At 61.2% G+C, this 16,394-nt stretch carries 16 protein-coding genes; 14 read left to right on the top strand and 2 right to left on the bottom strand.

Going from position 1 to position 16,394, the window contains the following annotated elements; all coding sequences use genetic code 11:
• Window positions 1–66 precede the first annotated feature (66 nt).
• On the top strand, window positions 67–1,053 hold the full coding sequence (locus AC07OT_RS07535) for an XdhC family protein (protein WP_092359490.1): 987 nt from the start codon (window positions 67–69) through the stop codon (window positions 1,051–1,053).
• Entirely contained in the window at window positions 1,050–1,640 is a 591-nt protein-coding gene (locus AC07OT_RS07530) for a nucleotidyltransferase family protein (protein ID WP_495107931.1), read from the top strand. The genes AC07OT_RS07535 and AC07OT_RS07530 overlap by 4 nt, the downstream gene beginning before the upstream one ends.
• 80 nt (window positions 1,641–1,720) lie before the next feature.
• Here the strand turns inward: AC07OT_RS07530 and rne are convergent, their stop codons facing one another.
• Complete coding sequence (gene rne, locus AC07OT_RS07525) at window positions 1,721–4,933, bottom strand: ribonuclease E (RefSeq protein WP_495107813.1); 3,213 nt, start codon at window positions 4,931–4,933, stop codon at window positions 1,721–1,723.
• 767 nt (window positions 4,934–5,700) lie between these two features.
• On the opposite strand from rne, the gene rluC reads away from it, so the two are divergent.
• From rluC to AC07OT_RS07510, 3 genes are read left to right on the top strand one after another with little or no spacing between them, the layout of a single operon-like run.
• The gene (rluC, locus tag AC07OT_RS07520) at window positions 5,701–6,660 is read left to right on the top strand and encodes a 23S rRNA pseudouridine(955/2504/2580) synthase RluC (protein ID WP_495107812.1); all 960 of its coding nucleotides are present in this window, start codon (window positions 5,701–5,703) and stop codon (window positions 6,658–6,660) included.
• Window positions 6,647–7,309, top strand: coding sequence for an HAD-IA family hydrolase (locus AC07OT_RS07515; RefSeq protein WP_495107811.1), 663 nt, complete (start codon window positions 6,647–6,649; stop codon window positions 7,307–7,309). Before rluC ends, AC07OT_RS07515 begins: the two co-directional genes overlap by 14 nt.
• Window positions 7,310–7,330: 21 nt before the next feature.
• Window positions 7,331–8,314 (top strand): S49 family peptidase, encoded by a 984-nt coding sequence (locus AC07OT_RS07510; protein ID WP_495107810.1) that lies wholly within the window; start codon window positions 7,331–7,333, stop codon window positions 8,312–8,314.
• 66 nt (window positions 8,315–8,380) lie between these two features.
• On the opposite strand, the gene AC07OT_RS07505 is transcribed toward AC07OT_RS07510, so the two are convergent.
• Window positions 8,381–8,959 carry a Maf family protein gene (locus AC07OT_RS07505; protein WP_495107809.1) on the bottom strand — a complete coding sequence of 193 codons (579 nt, stop codon included), beginning with the start codon at window positions 8,957–8,959 and terminating at the stop codon, window positions 8,381–8,383.
• Window positions 8,960–9,064: 105 nt separating this feature from the next.
• On the opposite strand from AC07OT_RS07505, the gene AC07OT_RS07500 reads away from it, so the two are divergent.
• The 9 genes from AC07OT_RS07500 (at window position 9,065) to mltG (ending at window position 16,376) form a co-directional block, all read left to right on the top strand.
• Complete coding sequence (locus AC07OT_RS07500; RefSeq protein ID WP_495107808.1) at window positions 9,065–9,595, top strand: YceD family protein; 531 nt, start codon at window positions 9,065–9,067, stop codon at window positions 9,593–9,595.
• Between the two features lie 13 nt (window positions 9,596–9,608).
• The gene (gene rpmF / locus AC07OT_RS07495; protein ID WP_008152339.1) at window positions 9,609–9,791 is read left to right on the top strand and encodes a 50S ribosomal protein L32; all 183 of its coding nucleotides are present in this window, start codon (window positions 9,609–9,611) and stop codon (window positions 9,789–9,791) included.
• 4 nt (window positions 9,792–9,795) lie between these two features.
• Window positions 9,796–10,806, top strand: coding sequence for a phosphate acyltransferase PlsX (plsX, locus tag AC07OT_RS07490; protein WP_495100588.1), 1,011 nt, complete (start codon window positions 9,796–9,798; stop codon window positions 10,804–10,806).
• 125 nt (window positions 10,807–10,931) lie between these two features.
• A complete protein-coding gene (gene fabD, locus AC07OT_RS07485; protein WP_065926165.1) occupies window positions 10,932–11,870 on the top strand; it encodes an ACP S-malonyltransferase in 939 nt (312 codons plus the stop codon).
• 24 nt (window positions 11,871–11,894) lie between these two features.
• Window positions 11,895–12,638 (top strand): 3-oxoacyl-ACP reductase FabG, encoded by a 744-nt coding sequence (gene fabG / locus AC07OT_RS07480; RefSeq protein ID WP_495107807.1) that lies wholly within the window; start codon window positions 11,895–11,897, stop codon window positions 12,636–12,638.
• A gap of 191 nt (window positions 12,639–12,829) precedes the next feature.
• Entirely contained in the window at window positions 12,830–13,066 is a 237-nt protein-coding gene (gene acpP, locus AC07OT_RS07475) for an acyl carrier protein (RefSeq protein WP_003442511.1), read from the top strand.
• A gap of 127 nt (window positions 13,067–13,193) precedes the next feature.
• Complete coding sequence (gene fabF, locus AC07OT_RS07470) at window positions 13,194–14,438, top strand: beta-ketoacyl-ACP synthase II (RefSeq protein WP_141155811.1); 1,245 nt, start codon at window positions 13,194–13,196, stop codon at window positions 14,436–14,438.
• The gene (pabC, locus tag AC07OT_RS07465) at window positions 14,438–15,253 is read left to right on the top strand and encodes an aminodeoxychorismate lyase (RefSeq protein ID WP_141155810.1); all 816 of its coding nucleotides are present in this window, start codon (window positions 14,438–14,440) and stop codon (window positions 15,251–15,253) included. The genes fabF and pabC overlap by 1 nt, the downstream gene beginning before the upstream one ends.
• Window position 15,254: 1 nt before the next feature.
• Entirely contained in the window at window positions 15,255–16,376 is a 1,122-nt protein-coding gene (gene mltG / locus AC07OT_RS07460; RefSeq protein ID WP_141155809.1) for an endolytic transglycosylase MltG, read from the top strand.
• Window positions 16,377–16,394: the final 18 nt, after the last annotated feature.

Raw genomic sequence — 16,394 nt, 5'->3', positions numbered from 1 at the left:
AGAGTCAGCGACTGATGAAATTCGCGCTACGCGGCATGTTCCAAACGCAGACTGGCAGGAGGATATATGGACAGTGTTGATTTGAATGTCCTGCGCAGCGTGCTCGAATGGCGCCGCGCCGGGCAGCAGGTGGTGTTGTATAGCGTTGTCCAGACCTGGGGCAGCGCGCCGCGTCCACCGGGCGCCATGTTGGCGTTGCGGGGGGATGGCGTGGTGATCGGCTCGGTGTCCGGCGGTTGCATCGAGGACGACTTGATCGCCCGCTTGCAGGATGGTCGCCTGACGCACGACGGGCCGCCGGTGCAGTTGGTGACCTACGGCGTGACGCGCGACGAGGCGGCGCGTTTCGGCCTGCCATGCGGCGGCACCCTGCGCTTGACCGAGGAGCGGGTGCAAGACTGGGCCTGGGTGGCGCAGTTGCTGGAGCGTTGCGAGGCGCATGAGATTGTCGCGCGGGAACTGGACTTGGTCTCCGGCGAAGTCACGTTGAGCAGTGCGAACAAGACCGATGTGGTCACCTTCGATGGCGAACGCCTGCGGGCTATCTATGGCCCGCGCTGGCGCCTGCTGTTGATTGGTGCCGGGCAACTGTCGCGCTACGTGGCGGAAATGGCGCGCCTGCTGGATTTCGAAGTATTGATATGCGATCCGCGTAGTGAGTTTGTCTACGGCTGGGAAGAGCAGCACGGACGCTTCGTGCCGGGTATGCCTGATGAGGCGGTGCTGAACATCCAGACCGACGAGCGCACGGCCATTGTCTGCCTGACCCATGACCCGCGGCTTGACGATATGGCGTTGCTGACGGCGCTGAACTCCAGTGCCTTCTACATCGGCGCGCTGGGGTCGCGGGTCAATAGCCAGACGCGTCGCGAGAACCTGGCGGCGCTGGGGTTGTCGACGGACGCGATTGCGCGTTTACATGGGCCGATTGGCCTGCATATCGGCAGCCATACGCCGGCGGAGATCGCCTTGTCGTTGATGGCGGAAATTGTCGCGATCAAGAACGGCGTGGCGCCGATGCAGAAAAAGCCCCTGCCGGCGGTTGCTGAATAATGCTGGCGGCGATTGTCTTGGCGGCGGGGCAGGGCACCCGGTTCCGAGCCGAAGCGGGGGCTGGCCAGGATAAGTTGCTCGCCAATTGCGTGGGCCGTGATGGGGTGATGCGTCCGGTGATCGAGCAGGTATTGGTGAGTTTGCCGGATCGCCTGGTGGCGCGCTGGCTGGTGACCTCGCCGGATCGTACGGAGGTCATTCGGTTGGCCCAGGCATATGGCTGCCAGGTCTTGTTGTTGCAGTCAGCCGGCATGGGCGAGAGCATCGCCGCAGCCGTCGCGGCCAGTGCCTCGGCGGATGGCTGGCTGGTGGTGTTGGGGGATATGCCGTTTATCCAATCATCGAGCATTGAACGGGTGATTGACGTGCTGGAGGAGGATGGCATCAGCGTGCCGGTGCAGGCGGGTGAATATGGGCATCCGGTGGCCTTTGGTCGTGCTTTTGGTCTGGACTTGATGGCGCTGACCGGGGATCGTGGAGGCAAGCCATTGTTCACACGTGCCAGGGTGCGGGAAGTGCAGGTGGAAGATGCGGGTGTTCTGTGGGATGTGGATCTGCCGAAACGGTTAATTTTTAACCCAGACTAAATTTGATCTTCGTTGTTTTCGAGATCTATAAAAAAGCCCCGCCTGATCACTCAGGCGGGGCTTTTTAGTGGCTGATGGAATCAGACGAGGGGTTTAGGCTCGTGTTCTTCTTCCAGGGCCTTGTGCTCTACCACTGTTTCAGCAGCAGGGTGTTCAACCACAGTTTCAGCAACCGGGGCCGGAGCCTCGACAGCTTCGACTACGGCTGGAGCGGCAGCAGCAGCGGCAGCAGCTGCCTCAGCTTCCTTGCGACGACGACGCACTTCACGTGGGTCGTTCGGCGCACGGCCGTTTTCGGTCAGGGCGCTGGCCGGAGTGGCTTCAATCACCGGGGCGGCAACTTCGGCAACCACAGGCGCTTCAACCGCTGGCGCAGGTTCAACCACCGGAGCAGCCTCAACCACTGGTGCTTGCTCTACAACCAAGACTTCGGCAACCGGTGCTGGCGCTTCTTCTACCACGGGGGCAGGGGCTGGCGCTTCAGCCGGGGCGGCCGGTTCGGCAGTCCACTGGAAGGCGGTTTGTTCTTCGCGAACTTCACGCACCGCCGGGGCAGCTTCTTCGACAACCGAGGCTTCAGCGGCGGCTTCAACTACTGGCTGAGGCTCAACCACCGGAGCGGCTTCAACTGCGACCACTTCGGTTTCTGGCTGGGCGTCGCGGGTCGGTGCCACTTCCACTTCCGGAACCACTGGGGCTTCGATAGGAGAGGTTGCTTCAACGACCGGTGCTTCAACCGCTGGGGTCTCGGCAACGGGCGCTTCAACGGCAACGGTTTCTTCGACAGCAGCAGTCGCGCGTTCAGCCTGTTCGTGAGCCTGGGCTTCAGCCGGTGCGCTGATCACCGAGCTGGCAACCGCTGCAGTAACGGCCAGGCCGGCAGCCAGTTCGGCACCGGTCGGTTCGTGGGTGGCGGCTTCTGCGTTCTCGCCGGCCTCTTCCGAGCCTTCGATCACATTGCCGTTGGCATCACGCTGACGCTCACGGCGGTTGCTGCGACGACGCTGGCCACGGGAGCGGCGGCGTGGACGATCGCCTTCGGCGTTGTCCTGGCCGTCTTCCTGCAATTGCTCTTCGCCGGTCAGTACTTCTTCTTCGCTGGCGGCAGCGGCTTGCTCGGCACGTGGTTGACGCTCTTCACGCGGTGGACGCGGCTGGCGCTCCTCACGTGGCGCACGCTCTTCACGCGGCTGGCGAGCTGGACGCTCTTCAGCGGCAGCGGCTGCAACACCTGCAACGGCAGGGGCGGCATCCAATGGCTCGCGCAGTTCACGCACACGTTCTTCACGCTCGCCACGCGGCTTGCGATCTTCACGCGGTGCACGTGGGGTACGTGGTGCGCGCTCTTCACGCGGTGCACGTTCTTCACGGGCCACGGCCGGGGTTTCTTCACGCGCTTCGCGAGGTGCACGCTCTTCACGTGGTGCGCGTTCTTCGCGAGGCGCACGTTCTTCACGCGGCTTGCGCTCTTCGTCACGGCGACCGTTGCGGTTACGGCTCTGCTGGCGACCGTTGCGACGCTCTTCGTTGCGGGCCGGGCGTTCGGTCGCAGGTTTTTCAACCACGACCGGTGCCGCAGGCTCTTCCTTGGTGGCGAACAGGCTGACCAGCGACTTCACCAGGCCCTTGAACAGGCTTGGCTCAGGCAGGGCGGCCGGGGCGGCAACCGGGGCAGCGGCTTCAACCGGCACCGGTGCGTTGGCACGGGCTGGGGCGGTCTTCACGGCAGCTTCCTGGCGCACCAGAGTACGGGTCGCGGCGGCTGGCTGGACTTCTTCCACTTCGGCGGCGGCAGCAGCGATTTCGTAGCTGGACTGGCCGCTGTGGGCTTCCGGGCTGTCGTCACGCAGGCGCTGTACTTCGAAGTGCGGCGTCTCGAGGTGATCGTTCGGCAGGATCACGATACGGGCACGGGTGCGCAGTTCGATCTTGGTGATCGAGTTGCGTTTTTCGTTGAGCAGGAAGGCTGCGACCGGGATCGGCACTTGCGCGCGGACTTCGGCGGTGCGGTCTTTCAGGGCTTCTTCTTCGATCAGGCGCAGGATCGCCAGGGACAGCGATTCAACGTCACGGATGATGCCGGTGCCGTTGCAACGCGGGCAGACGATGCCGCTGCTCTCGCCCAGGGATGGACGCAGGCGCTGACGGGACATTTCCAGCAGGCCGAAGCGCGAGATGCGGCCGACTTGCACGCGGGCACGGTCAGCTTCCAGGCATTCGCGGACTTTCTCTTCCACGGCGCGCTGGTTCTTGGCGGGGGTCATGTCGATGAAGTCGATCACGATCAGGCCGCCGATGTCGCGCAGGCGCAGTTGGCGGGCGATTTCTTCAGCCGCTTCCAGGTTGGTCTGCAGGGCGGTTTCTTCGATGTCGCTACCCTTCGTGGCGCGCGCCGAGTTGATGTCGATGGACACCAGGGCTTCGGTCGGGTCGATCACGATGGAGCCGCCGGAAGGCAGTTCGACCACACGCTGGAAAGCGGTCTCGATCTGGCTTTCGATCTGGAAACGGTTGAACAGCGGCACGCTGTCTTCGTACAGCTTGATCTTGCTGGCGTACTGCGGCATCACCTGGCGGATGAAGGTCAGGGCTTCGTCCTGGGCTTCGACGCTGTCGATCAGCACTTCGCCGATGTCCTGGCGCAGGTAATCGCGGATGGCACGGATGATCACGTTGCTTTCCTGGTAGATCAGGAACGGCGCGGAACGATCCAGGGAGGCTTCTTTGATGGCGGTCCACAGTTGCAGCAGGTAGTCGAGGTCCCACTGCATTTCTTCGCTGCTGCGGCCCAGGCCGGCAGTGCGCACGATCAGGCCCATGTCGGCCGGTGCGATCAGGCCGTTCAACGCTTCACGCAGTTCGTTGCGCTCTTCGCCTTCGATGCGACGGGAGATGCCGCCGGCACGTGGGTTGTTCGGCATCAGCACGAGGTAACGGCCGGCCAGGCTGATGAAGGTGGTCAGGGCGGCGCCCTTGTTGCCACGTTCTTCTTTTTCGACCTGAACGATGACTTCCTGGCCTTCGCTCAGGACGTCCTTGATGTTTACGCGGCCTTCGGGGGATTTCTTGAAGTATTCGCGGGAGATTTCTTTGAGGGGCAGGAAGCCGTGGCGCTCGGAGCCGAAATCGACAAAGGCAGCCTCAAGGCTTGGTTCGATGCGAGTAATACGGCCTTTATAGATGTTGGCCTTCTTTTGCTCGCGTGCACCGGATTCAATGTCCAGGTCGTAGAGGCGTTGGCCATCTACCAGTGCAACACGCAACTCTTCGGGTTGAGTTGCGTTAATCAGCATTCTTTTCATGTTGTACCGTCGGTTTCCGGGCTGCCGGAAACGGCGTTCGGCACACACGACTTCTCACGGTCGGTGTCAGGTGCGTCAAGAGTGGTTGGCCACTCCAGTGTCCAGCAAAATCGGCCAATTGGGCCGGTATCGCGACGGACGCGTCCTGCTTGTTAGCGGTGGTGACAAAGGCACCACTTCAACAAAAGCTAAGGTCAGGAGGAGGAATCAACCGGCGACTGTGGACGAGATGAAGCGTCTAAATATAAGCCTAGTGCTACACGGTCCGACGGTTGTGCATCTCCACCCTACACGTATCCCTGATAATTCGGGTGCTGCCGCGCGCAGAATCCGCAGCGGGTTGGCATTTACCGTGTTCTCCAATGGGGAGTCCACGCTCATGGCTAAACAAGACTGAATGTGGGCGACTGCGCTCACACTCAGCTCTTAACAGGCGTTGTTTCCGAAGCATTCGCCGTGGTCCGGCTCAAGACTGACTGCACTTTGTGAACTGGCCGTAAATATCGGCGCAGAACGCGAGTATTCACTCTGCTTTCTGCACTCGCTTCAGGCCTCATGTCACCTGCGCTTGTTACAATCTCGAGCCTTCCAGGGTGGCGAAAGCCCCGTAGGACGGCCTCGCGTCCTGATGAATTGCGATGGTCAGGGCCGGCAGTTTGCCGCTAGTCCTCTGCCCAGGCCGCTTTTGGCGGCGTTCGCGACTATAGCAGCAATGATTAAGTGCTTCAATTCCATAAAAAATTGTTATCATCGCCGCCATGACGACTACCGCCCCCCAGACCCCCAGCGTCCAGCTGCTCGAGGTCTCGCCGGAATATGCCGGCCAACGCATCGATAATTTTCTCCTGGCCAGGCTCAAGGGTGTGCCCAAGACCTTGATCTACCGCATCTTGCGCAAAGGCGAAGTGCGCGTGAACAAGGGCCGCATCAAGCCTGAGTACAAATTGCAGGCGGGCGATATTGTCCGTGTGCCGCCCGTGCGCGTGCCTGAACGCGATGAGCCCGTGCCATTGGCCCAGGGCCTGTTGCAGCGCCTTGAGGCATCGATTGTCTTCGAAGACAACAAGCTGATTGTGATCAACAAGCCCTGCGGTATTGCGGTTCACGGTGGCAGCGGCCTGAACTTCGGCGTGATCGAAGCCTTCCGTCAGCTGCGCCCGGATTGCAAGGAGCTGGAACTGGTTCACCGCCTGGACCGGGACACCTCCGGCCTGTTGATGATCGCCAAGAAACGCAGCATGTTGCGCCACCTGCACACCGCCCTGCGCGGCGATGGTGTGGACAAGCGCTACATGGCGCTGGTGCGCGGTAACTGGGCCAGCTCGATCAAGAGCGTCCGCGCGCCGTTGCAGAAGAGCAACCTGCGTTCCGGCGAGCGCATGGTCGAAGTGGACGAGGAGGGCAAAGAAGCCCTGACCCTCTTCAAGGTGCTGCGTCGTTTCGGTGATTTTGCCACCATGGTCGAGGCCAAGCCGGTGACGGGGCGCACCCACCAGATTCGTGTGCACACCCTGCACGCCGGTCACTGCATCGCCGGCGATACCAAGTACGGCGACGAGGGTTTCTCCAAGGAAATCCGTGACCTGGGCGGCAAGCGCCTGTTCCTGCACGCCTACATGCTCACCGTGCCGCTGCCTGACGGCGGCGAGCTGAAGCTGCAGGCGCCGGTGGATGAGATGTGGACCAAGACCGTGGAGCGTTTGAGTGTCGCACCTTGACTACAAGCTGCTGATTTTCGATTGGGACGGCACCCTGTGTAACTCCATCGGTCGGATTGTCGAGTCGATGCACGCAGCTTCGACCCGCTCGGGCTTCGACGTGTGCACTGACCTGGCGGTCAAAGGCATTATCGGCCTGGGCTTGCCTGAGGCGATCCGCACCTTGTACCCAGAGATCAGCGATGCTGAACTGGTGACGTTCCGCGAGCATTACGCGGATCACTACATTGCGCTGGAGGCCACACCTTCGCCGTTGTTCGAGGGTGTGTTGCCATCGCTGGAGGCTTTCCGCGCCCAGGGCTATCACCTGGCCGTCGCCACCGGCAAGGCCCGTCGCGGCCTGGATCGGGTGCTCAGCGCCCATGGCTGGGAAGATTATTTCGACATCACCCGTGCCGCAGATGAAACCGCGAGCAAACCTCACCCTCTGATGCTGGAGCAGATCCTTGCCCATTGCGGCGTGTCGCCGCGTGAGGCGCTGATGGTAGGGGATGCTTCCTTCGACCTGATGATGGCGCGCAACGCCGGCATGGACAGCGTGGCAGTCAGCTATGGCGCCCAGTCCGCCGAGGCGTTGCAGCAATACGAGCCGAGGGTCACGATTGATCATTTTTCTGAATTGCAGGCCTGGCTCGGTCGGGCCCAATAAGTCTTTGCTGGGGTTGATGGCATGAGTGACGATTGGAAAGCGCCTGAAAAGGCTGAAAGCGGTGACGACAAGAGCTGGAAATTGCTGGAGAAGACGCTCCTGGCCAGCGTCCAGGAGCAACGCCGTGCGCGGCGCTGGGGGATTTTCTTCAAGTTGCTGACCTTCACTTACCTGTTGCTCATGCTGGCGCTGTTCAGCCCGCTGATGGACATGGAAAAGAGCGCGACCCGTGGCGCCAACTACACCGCGTTGATCGAAGTGCGGGGAGTGATCGCCGACAAGGAGCCTGCCAGCGCCGACAATATCGTCAGCAGCCTGCGTGCCGCGTTTGAAGACCCCAAGGTCAAGGGTGTGATCCTGCGCATCAACAGCCCAGGCGGCAGCCCGGTGCAGTCGGGCTATGTGTATGACGAGATTCGCCGCCTTCGCGGCCTGCACCCGGATATCAAGCTGTACGCGGTGATTTCCGACCTGGGGGCCTCGGGCGCGTATTACATTGCCAGTGCCGCCGACCAGATCTACGCCGACAAGGCCAGTCTTGTCGGCTCCATTGGTGTGACGGCGGCCGGCTACGGCTTTGTCGGTGCCATGGAAAAGCTGGGGGTTGAGCGTCGTACCTACAACTCGGGCGAGCACAAGTCGTTCCTTGATCCGTTCCAGCCGCAAAAGGCCGATGAAACCCAGTTCTGGCAGGGGGTACTCGATACCACCCATCGCCAGTTCATCGCCAGCGTGAAGCAGGGGCGTGGGGATCGCCTGAAGGATAAAGACCATCCGGAGCTGTTCTCCGGGTTGGTGTGGTCGGGGGAGCAGGCATTGCCGCTGGGGCTGATCGATGGTTTGGGCAGTGCCAGTTCGGTGGCGCGGGATGTGGTCGGCGAGAAAGAACTGGTGGACTTCACCGTTGAAGAATCGCCGTTTGATCGTTTCTCCAAGAAGCTCGGCGCCAGCGTGGCTGAGAAGCTGGCGCTGTACATGGGCTTCCAGGGCCCGACGCTGCGTTAATATCTCAAGTCTGTCGTAGATCAAAATGTGGGAGGGGCAAGCCCCCTCCCACATTTGGTTGTGTTCTTAAGGGATTTGCACGCCCTCGCTGAGCAGCATATCCACCAGCCGAATCAGCGGTAAGCCGACCAGACTGGTCGCGTCCGGCCCTTCGGTGCTTTGGAACAAACTCACACCCAACCCTTCCGCCTTGAAGCTGCCCGCACAGTCATACGGCTGCTCGATCCGCAGGTAACGCTCGATGCGCGCTGCATCCAGCTCGCGCATGTGCACAGTGAAAGGCACGCAGTCCACCTGGCAGCGCCCGGTCTCGCTGTTAAGCAGGGCCAGGCCGGTGAGGAAGCTGACACGCTTGCCGCTGGCGGCCAATAACTGCTCGCGCGCATTTTCGAAGGTGTGGGGCTTGCCGATGATGCGGCCTTCCAGCGCGGCGACTTGGTCTGAACCGATGATCAGGTGTCCCGGGTGGCTGGCGGCGAGGGCGCGGGCCTTTGCTTCGGCCAGGCGCTTGACCAGCTCGATGGCGGACTCATGTGCAGCATGGCTTTCGTCGATATCCGGCGAGCGGCAGATGAACGGCAGGTGCAGGCGGCTGAGTAATTCCCGGCGATAAATAGAGCTGGAAGCGAGTAATAAAGGCAGCATATACGTCTCCTCAAGGCAGCCGCCGATTCTAGCGGGGCGACCGGCCGACGCACAGGGCTGAATTTCCTTTGACATGGCTGGGTGCATCCCTATAATGCTGCGCCTATGTTGAATGACCCGATTCCACCTCACGTTGACCCGCGCAAATTGGCTGATCGTGGCACTTCCCTTCAAGGTGAGTTGCTGCTGGCCGATTTGGAGAGACTCTGCGACCCGCTTTCCGACACTGTCGGTACGGTGCAGGCCAAATTCTTTTTTGAACGAGATGAACGTAAATCTGTGGTAATTCACAGTTTTATCGACACCGAGGTCAAAATGGTTTGCCAGCGTTGTCTTGAGCTGGTCACCCTGCCGATTCACAGCGAGTGCAGTTATGCTGTGGTAAAGGAGGGTGCGAATACCCAGTCGTTGCCGAAAGGTTATGACGTGCTGGAACTGGGCGAAGATCCTTTGGATCTGCATGCACTGATCGAGGAGGAGCTTCTGCTCGCCTTGCCCATTGTGCCTGCTCATCATCCGGAAGAATGCCAGCAGCCGGCGGGTCTCGATGACGAGTCCGAACCGAGCGAGGACGAGGTAACGCGGTCCAACCCGTTCAGTGTATTGGCGCAGTTAAAGCGTGACCCAAACGTTTAGGAGTTAATCAATTATGGCTGTTCAGCAGAACAAAAAATCCCGCTCTGCCCGTGACATGCGTCGTTCCCACGATGCCCTGACGGCAAGCACTCTGTCTGTAGAAAAAACCACCGGTGAAATTCACCTGCGTCACCACGTATCGCCAGAAGGCGTATACCGTGGCCGTAAAGTGATCGACAAGGGCGCTGACGAGTAATCACTTGTCTGCTCAAGTCATCGCGATTGACGCAATGGGCGGGGACTTCGGTCCCCGCAGCATTGTTCAGGCCTGCATTGCCAGCCTGTCTGCCACGCCCTCGCTGCACCTGACCCTCGTCGGTCAACCCTCCCTCCTTGAAGAATTGATTGCCAGCCATCCGGCGGTGGATCGCGCGCGCCTGACGATTACGCCAGCCAGCGAAACCATCACCATGGATGAGAAGCCGGCGACGGCCCTGCGTGGCAAACCTGACTCTTCGATGCGGGTGGCCTTGGAGCTGCTGCGTGATGGCAAGGTGCAAGCCTGTGTCAGTGCCGGCAACACCGGCGCACTGATGGCGTTGTCGCGGCATGTGCTCAAGACGCTGCCTGGCATTGATCGGCCGGCAATGGTGGCGGCGATTCCGACGCAGAAGGGCTATTGCCAGTTGCTGGACCTGGGTGCGAACGTCGATTGCAGTGCCGAGCACCTGTTCCAGTTTGCCGTGATGGGCTCGGTGGCCGCCGAAGCGCTGGGCGTGGCCCGGCCGCGGGTGGCCTTGCTGAATATCGGCACCGAAGACATCAAGGGCAACCAGCAGGTCAAGCTTGCCGCCACCTTGCTGCAAGGTGCGCGAGGCCTGAACTACATCGGCTTTGTCGAGGGTGATGGGTTGTACCGGGGCGAGGCGGATGTGGTGGTGTGCGACGGGTTTGTCGGCAATATCCTGCTCAAGTCCAGCGAAGGCCTGGCGACCATGATCGCCTCGCGTATCGAGGCCTTGTTCAGGCGTAACCTGGTATCGCGCCTGGTGGGCGCCCTGGCGCTGCCGTTGATGCGTCGCCTGCAGGCCGACCTGGCCCCGGCGCGGCATAATGGTGCGAGCTTCCTGGGGTTGCAGGGCATCGTGGTGAAAAGCCACGGTTCGGCCGGGGTCGAAGGCTTCCAGAGTGCGATTGCGCGCGCGGTGATCGAGATCCAGGAAAACCTGCCGCACCGCTTGCACGGCCGTCTCGAGGACCTGTTGCCTTAGGCGAATCGGCCGGGGAATGCTTAAATGTGACCGGCCAGTTCAATTGACCATCCAATCTGTCAGTTTCGTGGGCTCCCACCGAGGAGCGACCATTTCCGACGACCAGATCATTAGGGGCTTGTTACATGTCTACATCCCTCGCATTCGTCTTTCCAGGGCAGGGTTCGCAGTCCCTCGGCATGTTGGCCGAGCTGGGCGCGCAATACCCGCTGATCCTGGACACGTTCAAGGAAGCTTCCGAGGCCCTGGGTTACGACCTGTGGGCGCTGACCCAACAAGGGCCGGAAGAGCAGCTCAATCAAACCGATAAAACCCAGCCAGCCATCCTGACCGCCTCGATCGCCCTGTGGCGCCTGTGGTTGGCCGAAGGCGGTGCGCGTCCGGCGTTCGTGGCCGGTCATAGCCTGGGCGAATACAGCGCCCTGGTGGCGGCGGGCAGCCTGACCCTTGCTGAAGCGGTCAAGCTGGTCGAGCGTCGTGGCCAGCTGATGCAGGAAGCCGTTCCGGCCGGGCAGGGCGGCATGGCCGCTATCCTGGGGCTGGACGATGCCGTCGTGATCGAAGCCTGCGCCGAAGCGGCCCAGGGTGAAGTGGTCAGCGCGGTAAACTTCAACTCCCCAGGCCAGGTGGTGATCGCCGGTGCCAGGGCGGCCGTCGAGCGTGCCATCGAAGGCTGCAAGGCGCGCGGTGCCAAGCGTGCATTGCCGTTGCCGGTGAGCGTGCCGTCGCACTGCGAGCTGATGCGCCCGGCTGCCGAGCGCTTTGCCGAATCCATCGCTGCCATCAACTGGCAGGCGCCACAGATCCCGCTGGTGCAGAACGTCAGCGCAGCCGTGGCCGCCGACCTCGACACCCTCAAGCGCGACCTGCTGGAGCAACTCTACAAGCCTGTGCGCTGGGTCGAGTCGGTCCAGACCCTGGCCGCCAATGGCGCCACCGAGTTGGTCGAGTGCGGCCCGGGCAAAGTCCTGGCTGGCCTGAACAAGCGCTGCGCCGACGGCGTGTCGACTGCCAACCTCAATACCCCGGATGCCTTCGCTGCCGCTCGTGCGGCGCTGGCCTGATCCCCGAACTTAGGAGAAGCCTGCATGAGTCTGCAAGGTAAAGTTGCACTGGTTACCGGCGCGAGCCGTGGCATTGGCCAGGCCATCGCCCTGGAACTGGGCCGTCAGGGCGCCGTCGTGATCGGCACCGCCACTTCCGCCTCGGGCGCCGAGCGTATCGCCGCGACCCTGAAGGAAAACGGCGTTCAAGGCACCGGCCTTGAGCTGAACGTGACCAGCGATGAGTCCGTGTCTGCCGTACTGGCCGAGATCACCGCCCAGTTCGGCGCGCCGGCGATTCTGGTGAACAACGCCGGTATCACCCGCGACAACCTGATGATGCGCATGAAAGACGACGAATGGTACGACGTGGTCGATACCAACCTGAACAGTCTGTTTCGCCTGTCCAAGGGTGTTTTGCGCGGCATGACCAAGGCCCGTTGGGGTCGAATTATCAATATTGGCTCCGTAGTGGGTGCCATGGGCAACGCAGGCCAAGTAAACTATGCAGCCGCCAAGGCCGGCCTGGAAGGTTTCAGCCGTGCACTGGCGCGTGAAGTCGGTTCGCGGTCGATTACGGTCAACTCGGTGGCCCCAGGGTTCATCGACACCGATATGACCCGCGAACTGCCGGAAGCACAGCGTGAAGGCTTGCTGACGCAGATTCCGCTGGGCCGTCTGGGCCAGGCCCAAGAGATCGCGAATGTGGTCGCTTTCCTGGCATCCGACGGTGCGGCATACGTGACTGGGGCTACAATCCCGGTGAACGGCGGGATGTACATGAGCTAAATTGTGACGGATCGCTTCAAAAAAATGTCATACGAGCTGTCTAAAATCCGTTATAAAGCTGCAACTTAATTTATAGGCAGGTGGCAAACCGGGTACAGGGTGAAGCTTTCAGTTGAAAAGCTGAAAAGGCTTTCTATACACTTACCCACTGGCCAGCTGCCTGAATTTGTCCATTAGGAGTTAAACAAGGTATGAGCACCATCGAAGAGCGCGTCAAGAAAATCGTTGCCGAGCAACTGGGCGTCAAAGAAGAAGAAGTGGTCAACACTGCTTCCTTCGTAGAAGACCTGGGTGCCGATTCCCTTGACACCGTTGAGCTGGTGATGGCTCTGGAAGAGGAATTCGAGACCGAAATCCCGGACGAAGAAGCTGAAAAAATCACTACTGTTCAAGCTGCTATCGACTACGTTACGAACCACCAGGCGTAATAGTTTGTAGTCGTCGCCTGCTGTTAGGGAAAAACCGCACTGCTGTAACGGCGTGCGGTTTTTTCTTTAGCGCTGATGAAAAGTAAGCTCTGAAGTAAAGTGTCGTCATTAGAAAAAGGAGAGTGCTGTGTCGCGTAGACGCGTCGTAGTCACCGGTATGGGTATGTTGTCGCCACTGGGTACGGATGTGCCGAGCAGTTGGCAGGGCATTCTGGCTGGCCGCAGTGGTATTGGTCTGATCGAACACACGGACCTTTCTGCCTATTCCACCCGTTTTGGCGGCTCGGTAAAGGGGTTCAATGTCGAGGAATATCTCTCGATCAAAGAGTCCCGCAAGCTCGACCTGTTCATTCAATACGGCCTGGCAGCCGGTTTCCAGGCAGTGCGTAACGCTGGCCTGGAAGTGACCGACGCCAACCGTGAGCGCATCGGCGTGGCCATGGGTTCGGGTATTGGCGGTTTGACCAATATCGAAGAAACCAGCCGTACGCTGCATGATTCCGGCCCTCGTCGAATTTCACCGTTCTTCGTGCCTGGCTCGATCATCAATATGATTTCCGGTTTCCTGTCCATCCACTTGGGGGCGCAGGGGCCTAACTACGCGATTGCCACCGCGTGCACCACGGGTACCCACTGCATCGGCATGGCGGCGCGTAACATCGCCTATGACGAAGCCGACGTGATGATTGCCGGTGGTGCTGAAATGGCTGCCTGTGGCCTGGGAATGGGCGGCTTTGGCGCCTCCCGTGCTCTGTCGACCCGCAATGACGAGCCGACCCGTGCCAGCCGTCCGTGGGACAAGGGCCGTGACGGCTTTGTACTGGCCGACGGCGCCGGTGCCCTGGTGCTCGAAGAGTTGGAGCACGCCAAGGCGCGTGGTGCAACCATCTATGCCGAGTTGATCGGGTTTGGCATGAGCGGCGACGCCTATCACATGACCTCGCCACCGTCCGACGGTGCCGGCGCTGCAAGGTGCATCACCAATGCCTTGCGCGATGCCAGGGTCAATGCCGACCAGGTGCAATACATCAATGCCCATGGCACCTCGACCCCGACGGGCGACCTGGCGGAAGCCGAAGCCATCAAGTCGGTGTTCGGCGAGCACGCCTACAAGCTGGCGGTCAGCTCCACCAAGTCCATGACCGGCCACCTCTTGGGTGCGGCGGGCGCGGTAGAAGCGATCTTCAGCGTGATGGCCATCAAGGATCAGGTCGCTCCGCCGACCATCAACCTCGATGAGCCGGACGAAGGCTGCGACCTGAACTTCGTGCCGCATGAGCCGCAACAGATGCCGATCGACGTTGCGATCTCCAACTCGTTCGGCTTCGGTGGCACCAACGGTTCCCTGGTGTTCCGCCGGTTCGCCGAGTGATGCACAGCTGGGTCGACGGTCAGCCAGCGGACAGCGTGCCCCTGAAAGATCGCGGCCTGGCTTACGGTGATGGCCTGTTCGAGACCATCGCCGTCAAGGCCGGGCAGCCCGTGCTGCTTGACCGTCACCTGCAGCGCCTGGATGAGGGCTGCAGGCGCCTCGCTTTCGTTGTGGATCAGACGTTGGTCCGCAGCGAAGTGCAGGCCTATGCCGCCGCTCTCGGCGACGGTGTCCTCAAGCTGATCCTCACCCGTGGCGACAGCCTGCGCGGTTATGGCATCAACCCCGAGGCCCCGGTGCGTCGTATCTTGCAGGGCAATCCGCCTGCGACCTATCCCCAGACCCATGGAACCGACGGTGTTCGTCTGTTTGCGTGCGCCACCCGCCTGGCCGAGCAGCCGCTGCTGGCCGGTCTCAAGCACCTCAATCGCCTCGAGCAGGTGATCGCCCGTGCGGAATGGCAGGATGCCGAACATGCCGAAGGGTTGATGCTGGATGTGTCCGGGCGTGTCATCGAAGGCGTATTCAGCAACCTGTTCCTGGTAAGTAATGGCTTGTTACTAACCGCCGATCTGAATCGTTGCGGCGTTGCAGGCGTCATGCGCGCCGAGATTCTGGCTCAGGCGAGCGCCCTGGGCATCCCGGTGGCCGTGGCTGACATTAGCCTCGAGCAATTGCGGGAGGCTGACGAAGTCTTTGTGTGCAACAGCGTTTATGGCATTTGGCCGGTGCGTGGGTGCGCTGCGATGAGCTGGTCGGTTGGGCCGCTCACCCGTAAACTGCAGGGCATTGTTCGCGCGCTATTGGATATTTGAGTTGATACGAAAACTGGTTGTACTGCTGCTGATCGGTCTGTTCTCGGCGGCTTTGCTGTTGGGGTTTTCCGCGTGGAAATATGACGCTGCCTTGAAGCAGCCGTTGAATCTGACCCAGGAGCAATTGCTCGATGTGCCGGCAGGGGCCACCCCCACCGGCACCTTCAATCGTCTGGAGGCGGATGGCGTGCTCGACGGCGCGTTCTGGCTACGCCTGTATTGGCGCTTCAACCTCGACGGCCAACCGCTGCACAGCGGTGAATACCGCATGACCCCGGGCATGACCGCCGAAGGCCTGATCGGCCTGTGGCAGCGCGGCGAGGTGGTGCAATACAGCCTGACGCTGGTGGAGGGCTGGAATTTCCGCCAGGTGCGTTCGGCCCTGGCCAAGCATGAAAAGATCGTGCAGACCCTGGCGGGCCTGAGTGACAGCGAAGTGATGGACAAGCTCGGCCATCCTGGCGTGTTCCCCGAAGGTCGGTTCTTCCCGGATACCTACCGCTTCGTGCGCGGCATGACCGACGTCGAGTTCCTGAAAAAAGCCTATAACCGCCTGGATGATGTCCTCGCCCAGGAGTGGAGCAAGCGTGCTGCCGACGCGCCCTATACCGACCCCTATCAAGCCTTGATCATGGCCTCCCTGGTGGAGAAAGAGACCGGTGTGCCGGAAGAGCGTGGGCAGATTGCCGGTGTGTTCGTACGCCGCCTGAAGATCGGCATGCTGCTGCAGACCGACCCCACCGTGATCTACGGCCTGGGTGAGCGCTACAACGGCAAGTTGACCCGTGCACACCTCAAGGAAGCCAACCCCTATAACACCTACATGGTGGCCGGCCTGCCGCCGACACCCATCGCCATGGTCGGCCGCGAGGCGATCCATGCCGCGTTGAACCCGGTGCCGGGCAGCAGCCTGTATTTCGTCGCCCGTGGCGACGGCAGCCATATTTTCTCCGATGACCTGGGTGCGCATAATGCCGCTGTGCGTGAGTTCCAGCTCAAGCGCCGTGCCGATTACCGCTCAAGCCCGGCACCGCTGGTAAAACCGCCGGAAGACCTGGCGCCGCCTGCTGATGCACCCGCCGAGCCCGCGCCGGATGACGCCGCGCCGCAAAGCCCGCAATGACTCTGACTAAGGACTGCC

Source organism: Pseudomonas sp. GW821-FHT09C10, from assembly GCF_059418085.1.
The sequence above is the reverse complement of the archived record's forward strand: the minus strand, read 5'-3'. Positions and strand labels throughout refer to the sequence as shown.